22 protein-coding genes are annotated in these 20,227 nt (G+C 70.8%); 4 read left to right on the top strand and 18 right to left on the bottom strand.

The window, feature by feature from the left end; translation table 11 throughout:
* Positions 1-20: 20 nt before the first annotated feature.
* Positions 21-470, top strand: coding sequence for a hypothetical protein (locus tag AB0C01_RS16235; RefSeq protein WP_357571494.1), 450 nt, complete (start codon positions 21-23; stop codon positions 468-470).
* A 5-nt stretch (positions 471-475) separates the two neighbouring features.
* Here AB0C01_RS16235 and hisF read toward each other — a convergent pair whose 3' ends face one another.
* The 9 genes from hisF to AB0C01_RS16190 form a co-directional block, all read right to left on the bottom strand.
* Complete coding sequence (hisF, locus tag AB0C01_RS16230) at positions 476-1,243, bottom strand: imidazole glycerol phosphate synthase subunit HisF (RefSeq protein ID WP_357251126.1); 768 nt, start codon at positions 1,241-1,243, stop codon at positions 476-478.
* Between the two features lie 73 nt (positions 1,244-1,316).
* Positions 1,317-2,315, bottom strand: coding sequence for an NADP-dependent oxidoreductase (locus AB0C01_RS16225; protein ID WP_357251123.1), 999 nt, complete (start codon positions 2,313-2,315; stop codon positions 1,317-1,319).
* Positions 2,316-2,361: 46 nt separating this feature from the next.
* Complete coding sequence (locus AB0C01_RS16220) at positions 2,362-2,793, bottom strand: organic hydroperoxide resistance protein (protein ID WP_357251120.1); 432 nt, start codon at positions 2,791-2,793, stop codon at positions 2,362-2,364.
* Positions 2,794-2,798: 5 nt separating this feature from the next.
* A complete protein-coding gene (locus AB0C01_RS16215) occupies positions 2,799-3,245 on the bottom strand; it encodes a MarR family transcriptional regulator (RefSeq protein ID WP_357571493.1) in 447 nt (148 codons plus the stop codon).
* Positions 3,246-3,325: 80 nt separating this feature from the next.
* A complete protein-coding gene (locus tag AB0C01_RS16210) occupies positions 3,326-3,715 on the bottom strand; it encodes a RidA family protein (protein ID WP_357571492.1) in 390 nt (129 codons plus the stop codon).
* Positions 3,712-4,437, bottom strand: a complete 726-nt coding sequence (gene priA, locus AB0C01_RS16205) for a bifunctional 1-(5-phosphoribosyl)-5-((5-phosphoribosylamino)methylideneamino)imidazole-4-carboxamide isomerase/phosphoribosylanthranilate isomerase PriA (RefSeq protein WP_357251113.1) — start codon at positions 4,435-4,437, stop codon at positions 3,712-3,714. The genes AB0C01_RS16210 and priA overlap by 4 nt, the downstream gene beginning before the upstream one ends.
* Before the next feature lie 14 nt (positions 4,438-4,451).
* Positions 4,452-4,775: a hypothetical protein gene (locus AB0C01_RS16200; protein WP_355032713.1), complete on the bottom strand. Its 324-nt coding sequence runs from the start codon at positions 4,773-4,775 to the stop codon at positions 4,452-4,454.
* A gap of 36 nt (positions 4,776-4,811) precedes the next feature.
* Positions 4,812-5,444 (bottom strand): imidazole glycerol phosphate synthase subunit HisH, encoded by a 633-nt coding sequence (hisH, locus tag AB0C01_RS16195; RefSeq protein WP_357571491.1) that lies wholly within the window; start codon positions 5,442-5,444, stop codon positions 4,812-4,814.
* Positions 5,441-5,614, bottom strand: coding sequence for a hypothetical protein (locus tag AB0C01_RS16190; protein WP_357571490.1), 174 nt, complete (start codon positions 5,612-5,614; stop codon positions 5,441-5,443). Before AB0C01_RS16190 ends, hisH begins: the two co-directional genes overlap by 4 nt.
* Positions 5,615-5,748: 134 nt before the next feature.
* On the opposite strand from AB0C01_RS16190, the gene AB0C01_RS16185 reads away from it, so the two are divergent.
* Positions 5,749-6,153 carry a hypothetical protein gene (locus AB0C01_RS16185; RefSeq protein ID WP_357571489.1) on the top strand — a complete coding sequence of 135 codons (405 nt, stop codon included), beginning with the start codon at positions 5,749-5,751 and terminating at the stop codon, positions 6,151-6,153.
* 2 nt (positions 6,154-6,155) lie between these two features.
* Positions 6,156-9,101 (top strand): trypsin-like peptidase domain-containing protein, encoded by a 2,946-nt coding sequence (locus AB0C01_RS16180; RefSeq protein WP_357571488.1) that lies wholly within the window; start codon positions 6,156-6,158, stop codon positions 9,099-9,101.
* Here AB0C01_RS16180 and hisD read toward each other — a convergent pair.
* Genes hisD through AB0C01_RS16165 form a run of 3 tightly spaced genes read right to left on the bottom strand, consistent with a single transcriptional unit; the run spans position 9,088 to position 13,441 of the window.
* On the bottom strand, positions 9,088-10,428 hold the full coding sequence (gene hisD / locus AB0C01_RS16175; protein ID WP_357571487.1) for a histidinol dehydrogenase: 1,341 nt from the start codon (positions 10,426-10,428) through the stop codon (positions 9,088-9,090). The genes AB0C01_RS16180 and hisD overlap by 14 nt on opposite strands.
* Positions 10,425-11,534, bottom strand: a complete 1,110-nt coding sequence (locus tag AB0C01_RS16170; protein WP_357571486.1) for an aminotransferase class I/II-fold pyridoxal phosphate-dependent enzyme — start codon at positions 11,532-11,534, stop codon at positions 10,425-10,427. Before AB0C01_RS16170 ends, hisD begins: the two co-directional genes overlap by 4 nt.
* Positions 11,531-13,441 carry an HAD family phosphatase gene (locus AB0C01_RS16165; RefSeq protein ID WP_357571485.1) on the bottom strand — a complete coding sequence of 637 codons (1,911 nt, stop codon included), beginning with the start codon at positions 13,439-13,441 and terminating at the stop codon, positions 11,531-11,533. The genes AB0C01_RS16170 and AB0C01_RS16165 overlap by 4 nt, the downstream gene beginning before the upstream one ends.
* A gap of 92 nt (positions 13,442-13,533) precedes the next feature.
* Here AB0C01_RS16165 and AB0C01_RS16160 point away from each other — a divergent pair, with 92 nt between their 5' ends.
* Positions 13,534-14,238, top strand: a complete 705-nt coding sequence (locus AB0C01_RS16160) for an LON peptidase substrate-binding domain-containing protein (protein WP_357251095.1) — start codon at positions 13,534-13,536, stop codon at positions 14,236-14,238.
* Here AB0C01_RS16160 and AB0C01_RS16155 read toward each other — a convergent pair.
* The 6 genes from AB0C01_RS16155 to AB0C01_RS16130 form a co-directional block, all read right to left on the bottom strand.
* Positions 14,153-14,866, bottom strand: a complete 714-nt coding sequence (locus AB0C01_RS16155; protein WP_357571484.1) for a DUF2567 domain-containing protein — start codon at positions 14,864-14,866, stop codon at positions 14,153-14,155. The two genes, AB0C01_RS16160 and AB0C01_RS16155, sit on opposite strands and share 86 nt — an antisense overlap.
* A 269-nt stretch (positions 14,867-15,135) precedes the next feature.
* Positions 15,136-16,941 (bottom strand): AAA family ATPase, encoded by a 1,806-nt coding sequence (locus AB0C01_RS16150; protein ID WP_357571483.1) that lies wholly within the window; start codon positions 16,939-16,941, stop codon positions 15,136-15,138.
* Positions 16,942-17,015: 74 nt separating this feature from the next.
* Entirely contained in the window at positions 17,016-18,047 is a 1,032-nt protein-coding gene (locus AB0C01_RS16145) for a hypothetical protein (RefSeq protein ID WP_357251086.1), read from the bottom strand.
* Between the two features lie 42 nt (positions 18,048-18,089).
* The gene (locus AB0C01_RS16140; RefSeq protein WP_357251084.1) at positions 18,090-19,034 is read right to left on the bottom strand and encodes an RluA family pseudouridine synthase; all 945 of its coding nucleotides are present in this window, start codon (positions 19,032-19,034) and stop codon (positions 18,090-18,092) included.
* On the bottom strand, positions 19,031-19,645 hold the full coding sequence (gene lspA, locus AB0C01_RS16135) for a signal peptidase II (RefSeq protein WP_357251082.1): 615 nt from the start codon (positions 19,643-19,645) through the stop codon (positions 19,031-19,033). Before lspA ends, AB0C01_RS16140 begins: the two co-directional genes overlap by 4 nt.
* 65 nt (positions 19,646-19,710) lie before the next feature.
* A complete protein-coding gene (locus AB0C01_RS16130) occupies positions 19,711-20,130 on the bottom strand; it encodes a TraR/DksA C4-type zinc finger protein (protein ID WP_357251079.1) in 420 nt (139 codons plus the stop codon).
* Positions 20,131-20,227: the final 97 nt, after the last annotated feature.

Raw genomic sequence — 20,227 nt, 5'->3', positions numbered from 1 at the left:
CGCGCCGTCATCATCTCTGCATGGGGGAGAACGGTTGGCGCTGGACGGACGCCTGGATCTTCGTGTCGCTGGTGATCGCGAGCGGAGCCGGCCGGCACCGTCGGTCGGCGACGAGTCGCCGGCCGGAGGGTGTCCGCCTCACCGATGTGCTCTCCACCGCCGACCACCTCAACCACGCGATTCCGCAGCGGCACGAGGTGGAGGCCGCCGTCCAGCGGCTGGTCGGGGCCGGGTTGGTAAGTGTCGTCGACGGCTGGTTCCGGATCACCGCCGAGGGTGAGCAGCTCTGGCGCAGCCGCCCGCGCGCCGGCGTGGCGACCATGGTGGACACCGTGCAGGGCGTGCTGACCCGCCGACACGCGCCCGGCAGCGCCGACTGGAGCCTGGACGAGGCCGACCACGCCGCGGCCGTCCAGGAGTACGCCGTCCGCTCGATCCCCACGCCGCGCCGGTCACCCGAGGGGCACTGACCGGCTCAGCGCACCGGGTGACCGCTGTCCCGCAGCGCGTCCTTGACCTCGGCCACGGTCAGCTCGCCGAAGTGGAAGACACTGGCGGCGAGCACCGCGTCCGCGCCCGCGCCGATCGCGGGCGGAAAGTGGGCCACCTCGCCGGCACCCCCGCTGGCCACCACCGGCACGTCCACGATCGCCCGTACCGCGGCGATCAGCTCCAGGTCGAACCCGGCCTTGGTGCCGTCGGCGTCCATCGAGTTGAGCAGGATCTCCCCCGCGCCCAGCTCGGCCCCCCGCTGCGCCCACCACACCGCGTCGATGCCCGTGCCCCGCCGGCCGCCGTGCGTGGTGACCTCGAACCCGCTGGGGGTGACGTCGGTCGGCGCCCGGCGCACGTCGAGGGAGAGCACGAGCACCTGCCGGCCGAACCGGTCGGCGATCTCGGCGATCAACTCCGGCCGGGCGATGGCGGCGGTGTTCACACCGACCTTGTCCGCGCCCGCGCGCAGCAGCGTGTCGACGTCGGCGACCTGCCGGACCCCACCCCCGACGGTCAGCGGGATGAAGACCGACTCGGCGGTGCGGCGCACCACGTCGAGCATGGTGCCCCGGTCGCTGGAGGACGCGGTGACGTCGAGGAAGGTCAGCTCGTCCGCACCGGCCCGGTCGTACGCGGCGGCCAACTCCACCGGGTCACCGGCGTCGCGCAGGTCGAGGAAGTTGACGCCCTTGACCACCCGCCCGGCGTCCACGTCGAGACAGGGGATCACCCGTACCGCCACCGTCATGCCGCCACCCTATCCTCCGCGCGAGGCGCGGCGGCCGACCCGACCGGGCCGACCGCCGCGCACCCCGTGCCGATCAGACACGAACGAGCATCTTGCCCAGGTTCTCGCCGCGCAGCAGGCCGAGGAACGCCGCCGGGGCGTTCTCGATGCCGTCGACGACCGTCTCGTCGTAGGACAGCGTGCCCTCGCGCAGCCAGCCGGCGACGTCACGGACGAACTCCGCCCGCACGTTGTTGTGGTCGTTGACCAGGAAGCCGCGCAGGGTGAGCCGCTTGCCGATGACCAGCGCCAGGTTGCGCGGCGCGGCCGGCGGTTCGGTGGCGTTGTACTGCGAGATCATGCCGCAGATCGCGGCCCGGCCGTGCAGGTTCATGGCCGAGATCGCCGCCTCCAGGTGGTCGCCGCCGACGTTGTCGAAGTAGACGTCGACGCCGTCCGGGGCGGCCGCCCGCAACGACTCACGGACCGGCCCGTCGTGGTAGTCGAAGGCGGCGTCGAAGCCCAGGGCCCGCAGCCGCTCGACCTTCGCGGCCGAGCCGGCGCTGCCGATGACCCGGCCCGCGCCCTTGAGCTTGGCGATCTGGCCCACCAGGCTGCCGACCGAGCCGGCCGCGGCGGAGACGAAGACCGTCTCGCCGGGCTTCATCGCGGCGACCTCCAGCAGACCGGCGTACGCGGTCAGCCCGGGCATGCCGAGCACGCTGAGGTACGCGCTGACCGGCGCCAGGCTCGGGTCGACCGGCCGGGCGGCGCTGGCGTCGAGCAGCGCGTACTCCCGCCAGCCCAGCCCGTGCAGGACCGTGGTGCCGACGGCGACGTCGGCCGACTCGCTGGCCACCACCTCGCCGATCGCCGCACCGTCGAGCGGGGCGTCGAGGGCGAACGGCGGCACGTACGACTTGACGTCGTTCATCCGTCCCCGCATGTACGGGTCGACGGACAGGAACTGGTTGCGGACCACGATCTGGCCCGGTCCGGGCGTCGGGACGTCGGTCTCGACGAGCCGGAAGGTGTCCTCGGTGGGCCAGCCCTGCGGGCGGCTGGCCAGGTGGATCTCACGATTGCCGGTCACGGGGTGGTCGTCCTCTCGTCCGCGGATGGGGGCCTGGGTCGCGAGCTCACGCGGCCAGGGTCTCCCGGACGGTCAGCGCGACGTCGATGTTGCCGCGGGTGGCGTTGGAGTACGGGCAGACCTGGTGGGCCTGCTCGACGATCTGCTCGGCGGTCTCGCGGGAGACGGCGGGCAGGTCGACGACGAGCCGTACGGTGAGCCCGAACCCGCCACTGCCGTTCGGGCCGATGCCGACCTCGGCGGCGACGACGGAGTCGCTCACGTCGGCCTTGGCGCGGCGGCCCACCAGGCGCAGGGCGCTGTGGAAGCAGGCCGCGTAGCCGGCGGCGAAGAGCTGCTCGGGGTTGGCGGCCCCACCGGCGCCACCCATCTCCTTCGGCACGGCCAGGTCGAGCGCGAGAGTGCCGTCGGAGGTCTCGACGTGGCCGTCGCGGCCATCGCCGCTGGCGGTCGCGGACGCGGTGTAGAGAACCTGCATGAGAGTCACTGCTCCTTCTGTCGGTGGATGGTCTCGGTGACCCGGGTGAGGGTGTCGCGCAACGCGACCAGCTCGCCGAGGCCCAGCCCGGTGGCCTGCGCGATGCGCAGCGGGACCTCGCAGAGCTGCTCGCGCAGCGCCCGCCCCTGCTCGGTGAGGACGACCTCGACCCGCCGCTCGTCGCGAGCCGACCGCCGTCGCACCACCAGCCCCGCCCCCTCCAGTCGCTTGAGCAGCGGAGAGAGCGTGCCGGAGTCCAGTTGCAGCTCGGCGCCCAGCTCGGACACCGCGGGGGCGTCGTCGGGGCGCTCCCAGAGCACCAGCAGCACCAGGTACTGCGGGTAGGTCAGCCCGACCTCGTCGAGGATCGGCCGGTAGACGTCGGTCAGGGCGCGCGACGCGGCGTAGAGCGCGAAGCACACCTGCCGGCGCAACACCAGGTCATCGGTCACCGATGAAACGTAGCCCACAATTAAGTTGTGCACAACCTATCGGGCCACGGGTCAGCCACTAGGCCGGTCGGGCGCGTACCTCAGCGATCGCCGAGGTACGCCTCCAACTCCACCTCGACCAGGTGCTCCGGGTCCAACAGACCGGCCACCACCACAAGCGTCGCCGCCGGCCGCACCGCGCCGAAGACCGCGTTGTGCGCCCGGCCCACCTCGTCGGCGTGCAGCCGGTCGGTCACGTACATCCTGGTCCGGACCACGTCGCCCGGCTCCGCACCCACCTCGGCGAGCGCGTCCAGCCCGATCCGCAGCGCCTGCGCGGTCTGCGCGGCGGCGTCACCGACGTGCACCACCCGACCGTCCACCGTCGCCGTGCAGCCGGCCGTGAAGGCCCGATCGCCGGCCCGGACCACCCGCGAGTAGCCGTAGTGCTGCTCCCACGGGCCGCCCGAGGAGAGCCGGGTGAACGTCACACCTCGGCCAGGGTCCGCAGCGCCTCGGCCACCGTGAAGGCACCCGCGTAGAGCGCCTTACCGGCGATCACGCCCTCCACCCCGATCGCCTCCAGGCTCGCCAACGCCCGCAGGTCGTCAAGCGTGGACACCCCGCCGGAAGCGATCACCGGCCGGTCGGTGCGGGCACACACCTCACGCAACAGGTCCAGGTTCGGACCGCGCATGGTGCCGTCCTTGGTGATGTCGGTGACCACGTACCGACTCGCGCCGGCCTTGTCCAGGCGCTCCAGCACCTCGTACAGGTCACCGCCGTCACGCGTCCAGCCCCGCGCGGAGAGGGTGTGACCCCGCACGTCCAACCCGATGGCGACCCGGTCGCCGTACTCCCCCACCACCCGGTCACACCACACCGGGTCCTCCAGCGCCGCGGTGCCGATGTTCACCCGGGCCGCCCCGGTGCCCAGCGCCGCCCGCAACGACTCGTCGTCCCGGATGCCGCCGGAGAGCTCCACCTTCACGTCCAACTGCCGCACCACCTCGGCGAGCAGGTGCGCGTTCGTGCCCCGGCCGAAGGCCGCGTCCAGGTCGACCAGGTGGATCCACTCCGCGCCGTCCTGCTGCCAGGCCAGCGCCGCGTCCAACGGCTCGCCATAGATGCTCTCGCTTCCGACGGCGCCCTGCACGAGCCGGACGGCCCGGCCGTCGGCGACATCCACAGCGGGTAACAGGGTGAGGCTCAACGTCTTCTCCTCGATCAGGTACGACGGTCCAGGGCGATCACGACGATCGCCGGCAGTACGAGCAGCAACAACACGATCAGCGCGATCCGCAACGCCAGGTTGTCGACGAACGACCAGATCAGAATCAGCGCCGCACCGGTGAGCAGCACGATGGCGGCCCGCTCACCCCGGGTGTGCCGGGCCAGCCGCCCGGAGCGGCCCCGGCGCAGCCGAGGGGTCAACCGGCGGACCACCGCGCGACGGCGCTGCCGGCGCGCCACCCGACGCTGCCGTACCGCCCGCTCCCGGGCCTGCTCCGCCTCCCGCTCTGCCCGCCGGCGGGCCCGTTCCCGGCTCACCGCGACGCCCCCGAGTCGGGCGTCGGACACCGACGCTCAGCCACCGGTGGGCAGCGTGGCGAGCCAGTTGCGCAGCAGCGCGGCACCGGTGTCGGCGGACTTCTCCGGATGGAACTGGGCCGCCGAGAGCGGACCCCGCTCCACCGCGGCGACGAAGTCCGTGTCGTGGTGGGCGGTGGTCACCACGGCGCCGGCAGCGGCCAACACCGCCGGGTCGCCCATCGCGTACGAGTGGACGAAGTAGAACCTGCTCTGCTCGGTCAGTCCGGCGAACAGCACCGACTCCGCAGGCGCCCGGACCGTGTTCCAGCCCATGTGCGGCAGCCTGGTGGCGGCCAGCCGGGTCACCCCGCCGGGCAGCAACCCGAGTCCCTTGGTCACCACGCCGTGCTCGTCGCCGTGCTCGAAGAGCACCTGCATACCCACACAGATGCCGAGCACCGGACGGCCGGCGGCGACCCGCTCGGCAATCACCGGGCCGGCGCCGAGCGCCTCGATCCCGGCCATGCACGCCGCGTACGCCCCCACCCCCGGCACCACCAGACCATCGGCGGCGGCCGCGGCGGCCAGATCGTCGGTCACCCGGACGTCCGCGCCGGCGGCGACCAACGCCCGCTCCGCCGAGCGCAGGTTGCCCGAGCCGTAGTCGAGCACCACCACGGCGCTCACGCGTCGCCCCCCGGCAGCAGCCGCAGCACCCCGGCGACCGTGGCGAGCACCGCGAGCACCCCGGTGACCAGCACCGCCACCTTCGGCGCACCCTGGCGGTGAAGCGACCAGGTGCCACCGACCAGCACCCCGGCCAGGATCAGCAGCAACGTCGGCAAGAAGCGATTCACGCGTCAACGATAGTGGATCGGTCGGGGGCAGCCGCCGCGCAGGCCGCGGGCGCGTCCCTCTGGGGGAAAGGTTACGGGGCATCGGATATACCATCGGGTCCAAGGCGCCACGCTCGACATCGTGAGGAGGTCCAGTGTCCAGCCCTGAGATCGAGGTAGACGCGCTACTCGCCGACCCGGACGAGGCGCTCCGCCGCTGGTACGCCGGCTACCTGGCAGGCGAGGAGGACCCCGATCTCATCCTGTCCGGTGGACACCTTCCCTCCCCCGCCAAAATACAGGAGTTCTTCGCTCAGTGGCTTCACAGCCACCGCAACCAACTCCAGCGTCTTCTCTGCGAGCAGGTCCGCTACGCCCGACTGAGCGATCGCACCAAACAGCTCAGTGAACTGGCTCTCATCGCACTGATCGCGGGCACTCTGTCGAAGGCCGGGACCAACGACATGGTCGTCGACCCACTGGCGACGGCCGCGGTACTCGTGACCCGGCGGCATCTCGACAGTCTCTGTGGGGCGGTCCCTCCCGTCGCTACCGCCTGACCATGGACTATGCCTCAGCGCTGAGCACTTTCCTCGCCGTTCAGGCACGGTCCTCGGTAGTGCGGTTGCGAGATCCCGAACTCGACGGCGGCGTCTTCACCGGATTCTTCATCTCTCCCGCCGGTCATCTGATCACCGCCTTCCATTCGGTCAAATCGCACTTCTTGGCCGACGGCGAGAGTTTCCCCTTGGAAATCCTCGTCGCCACTGCAGACGATCGAAGAACGGTCACCACCCGCGCATACTGTCCGTCGGGCTGTCACGACCGGCTAGCCGACTGGGCTCTACTGAAGCTCGACTTGGAGCCGTCCGGATACCTGCCACTCAGCACGCCGGGTCGACTGACTGCGGAGGACATCGACTGTGCACCGCTCCGGGTGTACGGGTTCACGGTCGTGGGTGGCGGCGAGGCCGGGCTCGGATCGCTCAGCGGCGAGTTCCTTCGTGCCGTTCCCGACCGGCGTCGCTTCCGGGTCGCCTTCTCGGTCCGCAGCCAGGGGCAGAGCGGGGGGCCGGTCATTGACCTGCGAAGCCACACCGTAGTCGGCTCGGTGGTCGGGTTCCGCGAGGACGAGCGGCTGACCGCCGACGCCGCGCTGCTCGACCGTTCGGCTCTACCAGCCGAAGCACTCGGCATCGACCTCGACAAGCTCGCGGCGGCTTGGCGCCGGCAGGCGGTGACCCACCTCGTCTCAACCCACCCCGAACTCTCCCGCCTGGGTACCGCTCCGGCGCCGCTGAGTCTGCCCGAGTGTCATCTCAGCAGGCGCCAACTGGTGCGGGAGGTCCACGACGGATTGATGAACGGCGTGGGCGGCGGGATGCTGCTGCACGGGCCCCCTGGAAGCGGTAAATCGGTCCTCGCCGTCGAACTGGTCCGTGACCTGCTACAACGCGACGTCGTCGATTCCGTTTTTTGGTACGACTTCGAGCCGCCGGCGAACCGCTCGCCGGAGCACCTAGTGATCAGGCTCGCCCTGCACCTGCTTGAACATCAGGGCGTTCTCGAACCCATCGACGCGTGCATTGACGACTCGTTCGCACGCGACATCTCGCCCGCGCGACGAGCAGTCGTGTCCGCCGTACGGCACGGCCGTCACGTCATCGTTATCGACAACTGCCACGTTCCCCAGCGCGCGAACGCCCAGGCGGTCATCGACCTGCTCGCCGAACTGCTTTGGGCCACCGGAGCAGGGGAATCACTCGTCGTTCTAACTTCGTGGGACCGGCCCTCACCATCGTTGAATGTCCCCGTCACCGAAGTGGCCGGCCTGGCCGCAGACGAGGTCTCTCCATACCTCGGCCTGCACGGGATCGAGGTGTCGCCGGCAACCGCCGCCTGGCTGACGGATCTGGCCTCCGACATCACCTGCGTCGAGCAGTTCGTTCGCACACCGGGCTGGCAGAAGTCGGCAGAGCGCGGCCGGCTTGAGGCCGGTGAGCCAGCCGAACTGCACCGATATTGGCTGAACCGCTACATGGCCGAGATCCCCGAGGGTGCTCAACGGATCCTGCTGGCGCTGGCCGTAATCGCCGCTCCGGTGACGCGCGATGTGATCGAACGGACTGCAGCCATCGAGTCGTTCGCGGCGACGCTAGACACGCTCACCCACAGCCCGCCGCTAGTGATGGCTGTCGACGGCGTGTTTCAGATCCATTCCAACGTGACACGCGCGGTACTTGCGACCACCGATCAGGAGCTCGTCACGCAGGCTCGGATGCGCGCGGCCGCGGAGTTGCAGGCCAGTGGTTTCTCGCTCGCCGCAGCCCGGCTACTGATGGATGCCCGGGAGCACGAGGAGGCGGTCCGCCTACTGTTCGCTGAGCGCGACGAGATTATAGCCCGTGGCGGCGCAGGGGCGCTGGGGGCTGCCGTCGACCGCGTAATAGCGGAATCTCCGACGGCAGCCAGTTGGTTACCAAAGTTGCATGCCGTGATGGCCAGCTTTGAAAGCATCCGGGGCAATTACGAGCAGGCGGCGAAACACTGGGCAAACGCGTTGCGCGCACAGGAGGGCAACCTGACCGCCGCCGCGATGCACAATCGGCGGGCCGATGTGTTTCGGATGGCCAGCCGCTACGTGGAGGCAGACCGAGAGTACGGTGCGGCCGCCCGGGCGGCCCGCGCCGGGCGCACCGAGGAACCTGCGGTCGCCGCCCAGGAAGCCGGCTGGGCGAGCTTGGGCCGAGCGAAACTGGAACGCCTGCGCGCTAACTACCCGGCAGCGGAGCGGCGATACCGGGAGGCGGAAGACGCGTTCCGCATTTGCCTGCACCAGACCGGCCTCATCGAGGCCGAGTTCGGTATCGGCGAGGTGCACCGCCTCATTGAGGAATGGCCTGCCGCTCGGTTGGCCTATCAGCGTTCACTGGAACGGGCCGTGTCGCGGGAGAACGAGGAACGCCACGCTTACGCGCTGTGGGGCCTGGGCGAGGTGGCTCGGCTCATCGGTGAGTACGACACCGCTGCACGACACCACCTTGACGGGCTTGAGCGCTGCGGCCAGGTCGGGGACGTGCGCAGCGAGGGTTGGGCACTGCTCGGGCTAGCGGAGACCCAACGCGCGACCGGTCACCTGAGCGACGCCGTCCGGCTCTACGACGACGCCATTCTTCGGTTCCGGAGCACCGGGAGTGAGACCGAGGTCGGGCACGCCACCCTGGGGCTCGCAGAGGCACGCCGCGCGCAGGGCGACATAGACCTCGACGCCTACCGGCAGGCGAGCTCGATCTACGAGGCCCGCCAGCTGCGCCACAGCGCGGTGCAGTGTTCCCGGGCTTTCGCGCTGGCGCTGCGCTCGTCCGGGCAGTACGCCTCCGCCAACCGGCTGCTGGCGAAGGCGCGCCGCTCGGCCGCCAGGCACAAGCTGACGGCCGAGCTGGCCCACCTTGGCCGACTGATCGAGGATCAAAGCACAACGGCCCAGGTCCCGCTCAACTTCCCATAGCATCCCGACGCGCTAACGCGCTCTCCACCACATACGTCGCCGCAGCGGCGTGGGCGGGGAAGCCTTCGTAGGTAGCCAGGGTGACCGCCGTCGGTCCTACCTCCAGCACCCCCTCGTCCGACACGTAGGCAAAGGAGGAGCGCTTCAAAAAGTCCAGCGTTCCGACGCAGGACTGGCTGCGTGCCGTTCCGCCCGTCGGCAGGATCGCGTTGACGCCCATGGCGAAATTACCGAACGGGATGGAGGTGTTCTCTCCGAGCAGGATCTCCCCAGCGTTCGTCAGCTTGGCCAGCTTGTCGAACGGGTCCGTCATGAGGACCCTGAGGTGCTCCGGGGCGTACTCGTTGACGAACCGCACCGACTCGGCCTCGTCGGCGGTGAGCACGATGCCGCCAAAGTTGCTCAGCACCGTCTCGCAGAACTCCCGACGCTTCTGCGGCAGGGAGCGGAGGAGCGACGGCAGTAGCTCCTCGACCGCATCGGCCAGAGAGCGGGAGTGGGTCACCAGCAACGCGGCCGAGTCCGGGCCATGCTCGGCCTCGACCAGCAGCTCACGAGCCGCAATCGCCGGGTTGGCCGCCCCGTCGCAGAGGACCACCGACTCACTCGGGCCAGCCGGCAGACCGGGGTCGACGTCACCGTAGACGACCCGTTTGGCGGCGGAGACGTACTGGTTGCCGGGACCAACGATCTTCTCGACCCGCTGAACCGTCTCTGTGCCGTACGCGAAGGCGGCGATCGCCTGTGCGCCACCCATCTTGTAGATGGTGCGCACCCCGCAGAGTGCCGCGGCGACCAGTGAGGCGTCGTCAACGCTGCCGTCCGCGCCCGGCGGGGTGCAGACAGCGATGTCCGGCACCTCGGCGATCACCGCGGGCGCGCATAGCATGGTCATCACCGAGGGGAACGAGCCCTTGCCTCGAGGGACATACAGACCCACGGACGTGATAGGTGTCCAGCGCTCGCCGACGAGCACCCCAGGCCGCACCTCCTGCATCCAGGTCGCTTGGGGAAGCTGCGCTTGGTGGTGGTGCCGGATGTTGGCGATCGCCTTCTCCAGAGCAGCCCGCACCTCGGGATCAACCTTGGACTCGGCTGCCTCGAACTCCGCCTCGGTGACACGCAACTGCTCGGGAGCCAGGGTCACCCCGTCCAAGCGGGCGGTGTGCTCAACCAGTGCCGTGTCACCGCGCCGACGGACGTCATCGACGATGTCACGAACGGTGCCCTCGATGGAGGCGTAGTCAGCGCGAACCCGCTGCATCAGGACACGGCGGGCCGACGCAGAGAGCTCGTTCAGCTCGTATCGGTTGACTCGCACCTTCATCGCTCCGTCTCCGGGCCCAGCCCTGTGTTCAGTACACCGCGATAGACATTCATCAGCTTGGTCATCTCCTGGTGCGTGCCGAGGTTCATCCGGAACATTCCTGCCAGGAGCGGATGGGTCATCGTGCGAACGAGAATGCCGGCCGCACGCAGAGCAGCCACCGTCTCCTCGGGGCACCTGGGCCGGACCAACAAGAAGTTCGCCGCCCCTGGATGGACAACCACCCCTTGGTCCCGGAAGAAGCCCACCACTTCGGGCTTCGTGTCGCCCATCATTTCGTCGACCATGCTGCGCATCTCCCGCAGGCGTGCCAGTTGCGCCAGGCCGGCGACCACGGCGAGGGAGTTAACGTCGAACGGATTTCGGAGCTTGACCAGCTGCTCGACCACCTCCGGCACCGCGACGACATATCCGAGCCGCAGGCCCGCCATGGCGAACGCCTTGGAGAAGGTCCGCAACACGATCAGGTTGGGCAGCTCCGGGATCAACGGAACAACAGTGGCATCAGTGAACTCGTAATAAGCCTCGTCCACCAGGACTGGAACGCCGGGAGCTGACCGGGCGATCTCCGCGATGAACTCGACATCGACCGGCGTACCCGTCGGGTTGTTCGGGTTGACGAACACGATGAGGTCGGGCTTCCGGGCGGCGACAACGGCCCGGAACTCCTCGTAGGGATAGCGGAGGTCGTTCGGGTACGGAACGCCGACGACCGACCCGCCGGCTAACCCTGCGGCGTGGCCGAAGATGACGAACTCGGGGCGTGCCACCACCATCGATGCCCCGGGCCGCAGGAAGGCCCGGATGCAGATGTCGATGCCCTGATCCGATCCGTTGGTTGGCAGGATCCAGTTGGACGGAACACCGCAGTACCCACCCAGAGCGGACGCCAACTGTGGATACTCCGGGTAGCTGTGGACACCCGCATCCCGGACGTACGCGCACACCGCCTCCGCCACCGTGGGCGACAGCGGCCCGGGTGCCTCGTTGCGGTCCAGTCGCATCAGCCCACGACGATCCTGCCCGGCCCAGTCGGGCACGTAAGGGTTAGCCTCAAGTAAGGCGGAGGGGAACGTCAGTGCACTTTCCGGCACCTGGGGCTTCACGCGAGCGTCGCCTTAACCCCGGGTGCCAGTGCCTTACGGTACGGGTTCACCGACAACAACTCCTGGGTAGCCTCACCCATCGCGGCGAAGACCAGCGGCCAGCCCTTCTCGGCGCCGACGTCGGAGCGGATGTGCAGCATGACGCTGGCCTGCAAACCGCCCGCGAACCCGTCGACGAAATCGTCCAAGTCCTCGCTGAACAGGTCACCGCACAGGTCGTGGCCGATCAGGAAGGCCCGCCGGAACTCAGGATAGGTCTGGTCGAGCGGCACGTACTTCCAGAACTTCCGGCCCTCCATGCTGATGCCGACGCGTACCGGCTGATCCAGGTCGGCCAGAGCGCGTACGTTGGAACCGGCACCATAGATCCCGACCTCGCTGATCCGCTCGATCGCGAGGTACCGCAACGCTCGGCCCAGTGCCAGGCCGACGTCCTCGGTGACCACATGGCTGGAACTGAGCCGGGTTGCCTCAAAACGGACCGAAACCCGAAGGCCGGCTTCACGCGCAAAGGCGTTCACCAGTCCGGCGAAGCCGGTGACCCGGACCGAGTCGGCGACCTCAATGAACACGTCAGCACCCGGGTTGCCCATCGACACGTCAACCGCCACCACACTCTCGGCGGTCGCACGGCTCAGCCGGACCGAGCCAGTCGACAGCGACTCCACCCGCCATCCCCTCTCGACGGCGCGCTCACCGCTGTACTCGGGAACCGGGCTGGTGCTCACCACCAACGGGCTTTCCTCGACCGTTGGGTTGCACATTCGGTCAAGCGCGATGCCGACCGCCCGGTAGACGCCCTCCCAGGTGTGGTGCGGGTCCTCGAAGCTAGCGACAGTGACGGTGATCCGCAGTCCGGCAGCGCGACCCAGAGCATCCAATAGATCGACCAGCGGCCCGCCCTGCGGGAGCTGCTCGCAGCGGACCGAAAGGAACCAGTCCAGGTCGACCTGCGGTGACGACCGGAACGACGCGCCACCTTTCGAGTCAACCCGGAGCTGAACCTCGGCACTACCGTCATCGATCATGCCCAGCGCCGCCGCGCTGTCGACCAGCCGCGGCATTCGGGCGATCTCAGTTCCCAGAGCCGTCCCGAGCGCGCCCCAGTCGTCGTTGTTCCAGTGCAGTTCGATGGAGCAACCGAGCCGCCAGGCGATGTGCTCAACCATGTGGCTGACGAAGTCATTCGGGGTGCCGAGCGACTTACATGTAATACCCTCCCGACCCAGCGAGACAGTATTCGGGCGTAGGTCACTGTGGCAGCGGTCTGCGAGCCCCGAGCCCGATAGTTCGTCCAGGCTGCTGGCCCCGGTTGCCACGCCGATGGTGTAGCAACCGGCATCTCGGGCCGATTGGAGGCCGAGCACGGAGTCCTCGATGGCCACGCACCTACCTGGGGCAACGCCGATTTCGGCCGCAGCGGCTAGGTACGGGTCCGGCGCCGGCTTACTCGCCATTCCGGGCGCGTCGTTGCCGACGACGGCATCGACCAGATCGAGCAGCTTCGCCGACGCCAGCATCCGCTCGACATCGCGCTTGGGGTTGTTGGACACCACCGCCAGCCGCAGGCCCGCCAACCTGGCATCGCGCAGGAGTTCGAGGACTCCGGCGTGCACGTCCGGAGCCGCCGAAAGCCGTTCCACCTCGTGGCTGCTGACCAGATCGGCGATCTCCCGTTCAGTCAGCTCCACGCCGACGGAGGCGGCGATGTGTGCCCAGAAGTCTGGCAGCGAGTGGGGGAAGTATCGCCTGATCGTCTCAAGCGGTACAGACGCCGCGACATGTCGGCGCAGCAACCGCTCGACCACTCCGAAGTCCAGCGCGAGTGAGTCGATGAGCACGCCATCCATGTCGAGTAGGAGCGCCTGTGTCTCCCCGGGCACCGCAAGGCTTTGGGCCAGCAACATATCGGGAATGATATCTCTGGGCGCTCCCGTCCTGTACGGCACCGTGAGCCGGGCCACGCCGACGCCGGGAGAGAACCGCTAGGCTCGACGATGTGACCGCACGGCTGCCGGTGTTTCCGCTCGCAACAGTGCTCTTTCCCGGCTTGGTGCTGCCGCTGCACATCTTCGAGGAGCGCTACCGGGCGCTGGTGCGACACCTGGTCGACCTGCCCGAGGGTGCGCCACGTGAGTTCGGCGTGGTGGCCATCCAGGCCGGGTGGGAGGTCGCGCCCGCCGGTCCCGGCGCCCACGCCACGCCGAGCGCCGGCGCCGTCACCCTGCACGAGGTGGGCTGCACCGCCGAACTGCGCCAGGTGACCGAGCTGGCCGACGGGGGCTTCGACATCGTCACGGTCGGCCGGCGTCGCTTCCGGATCGCCGAGGTCGACGACAGCGCCGCGCCCTACCTGACCGCCGACGTGGAGTGGTTGCCCGACCCGGCCGGGCCGGACGAGGTGGCCGAGCTGCTGGCCGCCCGGGTGATCGCGGTGTTCCGGCAGTACCTCGGCCTGATCCGCTCCGACCCGGAGGAGATCTCCGAGCAACTGCCGGAGGACCCCACGGTGCTCTCCCACCTGGTGGCGGCGACCGCGGCGCTCACCGTCGACGACCGGCAGCGCCTGCTGGCCATCGACGACACCGCCGCCCGGCTCCGCGCCGAGCTGCGGCTGCTCAACCGCGAGGCGGCTCTGCTTCGTCAGGTGCGGGCGGTGCCGGTGCCGCTGTCGGAGCTGGCGTCCCCGCCGACACCCAACTGAGATCGGCCGGCTCGGGCTCCGGGCGCAGCCCCGGCCACCGCGACCAGCCGGCCAGCAGGGTGTACATGATCGCGGCACCGAACGCCGGCAGCAGCAGGTTGCCGTGCGGCACCGGCAGCACGCCGAGCAGCCAGTCGACCCCACCGGCCCGCAGGTCCGCGGGTTTGGTGAAGGCCTGCCCGGCCGGGGCGGTGGCCAGCAGCCGGTCGAAGGTGGCCAGGCCGACGCGCCGACCCACCTGCCAGGCCACCGGTGCGGCGACCAACGCGCCGAGCACCGCGGCGAGCAGCCCCACCGGACCGCGCCGACGCCGCAGCACGAACCACAGGGCGAGCGCGACCAGCAGCCCGAAGCCGAGCCCCAGCAGACTGAACCACCCGTCCGCGGCGATCGGCTGCTCCGGTTGCGGATCGGCGTAGATCGCCCCCTCGACGGTCTTGACCACCGGCGTGTCCGGCGCGAGCACGGCCCAGAGCAGCCCGAACGGCACACCCAGCACGGCCAGCGCGAACACGGTGCCCAGCACCGTCACGGCGGCGCGCAGCGGGCGGCGCGGCTCGTCGAAGCTGAGCTCCAGAGAGCTCTGGTACGCCCCCCAAGGGCCAGCGCCGGCCGACTGCTCACCCACCAGCGGCGACTCGCCCGCTGACGGTGGCTCGGTGACCGACGGTGGTTCGCCCGCTGACCTCGGCTCGTCCGCTGACGGTGGCTCGGCGACCGGCGGCGGCTCGCCCGCTGACGGCGACTCACCGACCGACGGTGTCGGGCCCGACGCTCGGGGCGGCGTGGGTCGGTCGGGCTCGTCGGCGGGCCGCTCACGGTCGGGGTTGTCCGGGCTCACCCGATGATCCTCTCAGGCCCGGTGTCGGGCCGGAGCCCCGGTGGCGGCAGACCAGCTCACCGGGCGAACGGCTCCACCATCATCGCCGCGGCGCGCAGCCACGCCTGGCGGGTCTCCGGCTGGAGCTGGTGGTACTCGATCGACGACCCGGTCTCCAACGCCGGGTCGTACGGCACCACCGCAACCCCCCGGGTACGGGTGGCGAAGTGCCGCTCCAGGTCGTCCTGAAGTGGCGAGCGACCCGGGGTCGGGCAGGAGATGAGCGTGATCGCGTTGTCCGCCAGCTCGCCCATGCCCTCCTCGTGCAGCAGGTCGAGCATCCAGTCCGCGCTGAACGCCGCGTCCTCGCGGGGCACCGTGGTCACCACCAGCTGATCCGCGGCCTGCATCACCGTGCGCCAGTTGGGGCTCTCCACGTTGTTGCCGGTGTCCACGCACACCACGTCGTGGGTACGCCGCAGCAGCTCCAACACCCGCCGGACGGTGAACTGGTCGAGTCGCTGGGCGAAGCGCGGGCTCTCCTCGCCGGCCAGCACGTCGTACGAGCTGTCGGAGGCGTGCCGCAGGTAGTCGTCGAGCCGACCCAGCAGGGTCGAGCCCTCCAGGATCTCGATCTGGGCCAGGTCGGCCACCAGGTGCCGGATCGTGCGGGCGTGCCGGGCGCTGCCGGCGCGCAGTCCGAGGGTGCCGCGCAACTCGTTGTCGTCCCAGGCCAGTACGCCCTGCCCGCGCACGCTGCCGACGGTGGCGGCGGCGAGCACGGTGGCGGTGGTCTTGTGCACCCCGCCCTTGGGGTTGGCGAAGGCGAACACCCGGGGCGTGCCCAGGTCGCGGCGGAGCACCCCGTTGGCCCGCTCCTGCTCCGGGTCGGCACCCTGCGGACGCCACTCGACCCGAGCCGGGTAGGCGCGTTCGGCGACCGCCGAGCCGACCGACGGGCTGGGCGGCGGCACGACCGGCGGGGCAGGCGGGGGCGTGACAGGTGCGGATGGCGGCGCGGCCACCGGGTAACCGGTCTCCGGCTGGTAGCCGGTCTCCAACAGCGCGTACCGCGACTCCGCCGGCGGGTCACCCTGCCGATAGCCGTTGTCCAGCAGCGCGTAGCGGGACTGGGCGGGGTCGGGCGCGGGAGGCGGCGACTCGGGCTCGGCCCGGTACGCCGGTTCCGCCTGGTAGCCCGGCTCGGTCCGGTACGTCGGCTCGGCCCGGTAGTCCGGCTCGGGGCGATAACCCGGCTCGGCGCGGTAGTCCGGCTCGGGGCGGTAGCCCGGCTCCGCCCGGTAATCCGGCTCCGCCCGGTAGCCCGGCTCGGGGCGATAACCCGGCTCGGCCCGGTAGCCCGGCTCGCCCCGGTAATCCGGCTCGGCCCGATAGGTCGGCTCGGCGCGGAATTCCGGCTCCGCGCGGTAGCCAGGCTCCGCGCGGTAGCCAGGCTCGGCGCGATAGTCAGGCTCGGCGCGATAGTCAGGCTCGGCGCGATAGGTCGGCTCGCTCCGGTACGCCGGCTCCGAGCGGTAGTCCGGCTCGGCCCCGTAGGCGGGATCCGCCCGGTACGCCGGCTCGGCCCGATAGGCGGGGTCGACGCGGTAGGTCGCCTCGGCCCGGTAGGCGGGGTCCGTGCCGTACGGCGACTCCGCCGGTTGTCCGACGGCCGGTGCCCGCCCGGCGTACCCGTTCGGGGCCGCACGCCGTGGCAGCGGGTCCGGCGGCGCCTCGTCGGCCCGCCGCTCCGGCTCGGTCTGCTCCGCGCCACGACCGCCCAACCGGGCGCGGTCCAACAACGCGCGCCACCGCGGCGCTGGTTCGGCCGGCCGGCCCCAGCCGGTCTCACTGCCCTCCACGGCCCGCCCTCCCAGCACCATCGATCTCCGTCTGACAGGCTACGAAGCAAACCCTATTCGGACCACACCTCAGAACGCACACCAGCCGACGCAGATCACGACGACGTGGGCGTCGGCGGTTCGACGGCGGTGGTGACGTCCGGCGAGGTGGTGATGCTCGGCGGGGGCGGCTCGGTGGGTTCCGCCGAGGACGGCGTTGGTAACGGAATCGTCACGACCGGTGCGGGTTCCGACGATTCGCCCACCGACGCCACGGGCTCCGGGGTGCCAGGTGTCGGCTCCGACGGTTGCGCCGGCGTCGGCTCGGGGCTCGGCCCGGTGTCGGCCGGCGGGCGCACCACGTCATCCTGCTCGGGCAGGGGCGGCGTGAAGACCGTGCGGTCCAGCCGGTACACCTCCGGGGCGGGGTCGACCGCCCGCACGTCCGGCCGGGCCGCCATGCCGCGCAACACCCCCGGCGCCGCTCGTACCACCGCCGCATAGACGCAGGAGCAGCCGGAGCGGTACGCGGCCGCCTCGGCGGTCGCCACCTCGGCGCCGCTGGCGTAGCGCGCCCGCAACTCCCGCTCGCCGTCGCCGTCGCCGTCGACCGCGGCGGCCCGGGCCCGGTAGTCGGCGGCTTCGGTCTCCTTGCGGGCCGCCACCTGACCCATTCCGGCGACCACGTCGTCCGGCACCCGCATCGCGGGGATCCTGACGATCTCGGTCTGCCGCCCCGGCAGCGGGACCCGCCCGAAGACCGTCGAGACTCCGACGTCGCCGAGCACCGTCGCCAGACGCTGCGGCGGCAGGTACGCGACGAGTGTGACGAGCGCGTAGGTCCCGTCCTCGGCGGCCGGGGCGGACTGGGTGAGCGCGGCCAGGTCGGCGGCGGCGGACCGCAGGTAGCCGGGCACGGAGTCGCCGTCGGAGACGCCCACCCGGGTCACCTCGCCCACCGTCCGGTCGCCGAGCGGAGTCTCGTCGGCGGCCCAGAGCGCGGTGCCCAGCACCGCCACCGCGGACAGCGCGGCCGCCCAGGTGAGCACCCCGGACCGGCTCGGCCGGTCGCCCAGCCGGGCCACGGCCCGGGTCAGCTGCGGCAGCAACCGTTGGTCCAGCTGCCGCAGCAGGTTGCCGGCGCGCACGGGCGGGATCCCCTCGTCGGGTCGGTGTCGGGCGGTCGCCGCTCAGTCACGCAGGATCTGGAGCGCGCGGTCCAGGTCGTCAGGGTAGTCGCTGACGAACCGGACCTCGTCCCCCGTTCGGGGGTGCAGGAAGCTCAGTTCGCGGGCGTGCAGCCACTGTCGGGCCAGGCCGAGACGGGCCGAGAGGGTGGGGTCGGCACCGTAGGTCAGGTCACCCACGCACGGGTGCCGCATGGTGGAGAAGTGCACCCGGATCTGGTGGGTCCGACCCGTCTCCAGGCGGACGTCGACCAGGCTGGCCGCCGGGAACGCCTCCAGGGTGTCGTAGTGGGTGATGCTCGGCTTACCGCCGGAGACCACCGCCCAGCGGTAGTCGTGGGTGGGGTGCCTGTCGATCGGCGCGTCGACCGTGCCGCGCAGCGGGTCCAGGTGACCCTGCACCACCGCGTGGTAGCCCTTGTCCACCTCGCGGTACTTGAAGGCCCGCTTCAACGCCGTGTAGGCCTGTTCGCTCTTTGCCACCACCATGATCCCGGTGGTGCCCACGTCGAGCCGGTGCACCACGCCCTGCCGCTCGGCGGCACCGCTCGTGGAGATGCGGTGCCCGATCGCGGCGAGGGCGCCGATCACGGTCGGGCCGGTCCACCCGGGGCTGGGGTGCGCGGCCACCCCCACCGGCTTGTCGACCACCACGATGTCGTCGTCGGCGTAGACCACCCGCAGGCCGGGCACCGCCTGCGGCACCACGGTCGGCGGGGCGACCGGGGCGGGCAGCGTGACGTCCAGCCACGAGCCGGCCTTGACCTTGTGCGAGTTGGCGCGGGAGGTGCCGTCGACGAGCGCGTCCCCGGCATCGACCAGGGCCGCGGCGGCGGTGCGGGAGAGCCCGAACAGCCGGGACACCGCCTGGTCCAGGCGCATGCCGTCCAGGCCGTCCGGGACCGGGAGGGAACGGTGGTCGCCGCCCGCGGCGAACGCGGAGGTCATGCCCGCTCCCGCTGGTCCGCGCCCTGGGTGGCGTCCGTCTCGACCGGGGCGCCGTCGCGTCCGGCCCGCCGGCCGTCCCGCTGGCGGCCGGTCAACTCCAACAGCATGGCCAGCAGCACGCCGCAGACCAGCGAGCTGTCCGCCAGGTTGAACACCGGCCAGACCTGGCCGTACGGGTCGAACAGGCTGATCATGTCGACCACGTGCCCGTGGAAGGGCGCGGGGGCCCGGAAGATCCGATCGACGAGGTTGCCCAGCGCGCCGCCCAGCACCAGGCCGAGGCAGATCGCCCACGGCAGCGAACGCAGACGCAGCGCCATCCAGACGATCCAGCCGACCACGCCGATGGTGATCAGCGGGAAGATCCAGGTGTGGTCCGCGCCGATGCTCCAGGCGGCACCGCTGTTGCGGGTCAGACTCAGGTAAACGGCCCCGCCGAGCAGCCGGACCGGCTCCCGGTCGGTCAACGCGGCCAGCGCGAGGTGCTTGGTGACCAGGTCGGCCAGCAGGGCCACCAGGGCGACTCCGGCGAGAATCGCGACGGCCCGGGGCCGGCGTATGCCGGCATCCGGGCCGGTACGGCCGGGTTCGGCGGACGGTGCTGCGGTCATGCGCTCCCCATCGAGGTGTCTCGGCGGTGATCGCTCACCGTCTCATCGCCGCCGGGGAGCGGACCTCAGCGCCGCTCCTCCAGCTGCTTGCACGTCACACACTGGGTGGCCGACGGGAAGGCGGCGAGGCGCTCGACCGGGATCGGGTTGCCGCACCGCTCGCACCAGCCGTAACCACCCTCGTCGAGACGCTCCAGAGCGCGCTCGACCTGTGTGATCCGTTCCAGAATGCTGTTGGCGAGAGAGATCTCCTGCTCCCGCTCGAGCGTCTTGGTGCCCGTGTCGGCCTGGTCGTCCCCGGCCGAGTCGGTCAGCCGATCGCGCTGCAGCTCGGTGATCTCACTCAGCGTCTGATCGTACTCGGCGCGAAGCTCGTCCCGCCGCGCCGCCAGCGCCGCCCGGATCTTCTCGGTCTCCGCGGTGCTGCGGGTGGCCTTGACCACCGGCTTGCGCCCGGCGGTCCTGGTGTCGGCTGGCTTCGCCATGGGTCGCTCCCTCGGCCGGGGAGCCGCGTTGTCCGCGGCACCTGGTCAGGGGGCGCCAATCATGACGACGTCCCCTAGATGTACGAAAAGGGGCGCA

This window comes from Micromonospora sp. NPDC048905, assembly GCF_040649655.1.
Taxonomy (GTDB): Bacteria; Actinomycetota; Actinomycetes; order Mycobacteriales; family Micromonosporaceae; genus Micromonospora.
This window is presented reverse-complemented; position numbering and strand designations above follow the sequence as displayed.

What these genes read in the sequence shown, in the direction of transcription:
- AB0C01_RS16235 (WP_357571494.1), top strand. Translation starts at nt 21, where the DNA reads ATGGGGGAGAACGGTTGGCGCTGGACGGACGCCTGGATCTTCGTGTCG.
- hisF (WP_357251126.1), bottom strand. Translation starts at nt 1,243, where the DNA reads ATGACGGTGGCGGTACGGGTGATCCCCTGTCTCGACGTGGACGCCGGG.
- AB0C01_RS16220 (WP_357251120.1), bottom strand. Translation starts at nt 2,793, where the DNA reads ATGCAGGTTCTCTACACCGCGTCCGCGACCGCCAGCGGCGATGGCCGC.
- AB0C01_RS16180 (WP_357571488.1), top strand. Translation starts at nt 6,156, where the DNA reads ATGGACTATGCCTCAGCGCTGAGCACTTTCCTCGCCGTTCAGGCACGG.
- hisD (WP_357571487.1), bottom strand. Translation starts at nt 10,428, where the DNA reads ATGAAGGTGCGAGTCAACCGATACGAGCTGAACGAGCTCTCTGCGTCG.
- AB0C01_RS16165 (WP_357571485.1), bottom strand. Translation starts at nt 13,441, where the DNA reads ATGTTGCTGGCCCAAAGCCTTGCGGTGCCCGGGGAGACACAGGCGCTC.
- AB0C01_RS16150 (WP_357571483.1), bottom strand. Translation starts at nt 16,941, where the DNA reads ATGGTGCTGGGAGGGCGGGCCGTGGAGGGCAGTGAGACCGGCTGGGGC.
- AB0C01_RS16140 (WP_357251084.1), bottom strand. Translation starts at nt 19,034, where the DNA reads ATGACCTCCGCGTTCGCCGCGGGCGGCGACCACCGTTCCCTCCCGGTC.
- lspA (WP_357251082.1), bottom strand. Translation starts at nt 19,645, where the DNA reads ATGACCGCAGCACCGTCCGCCGAACCCGGCCGTACCGGCCCGGATGCC.
- AB0C01_RS16130 (WP_357251079.1), bottom strand. Translation starts at nt 20,130, where the DNA reads ATGGCGAAGCCAGCCGACACCAGGACCGCCGGGCGCAAGCCGGTGGTC.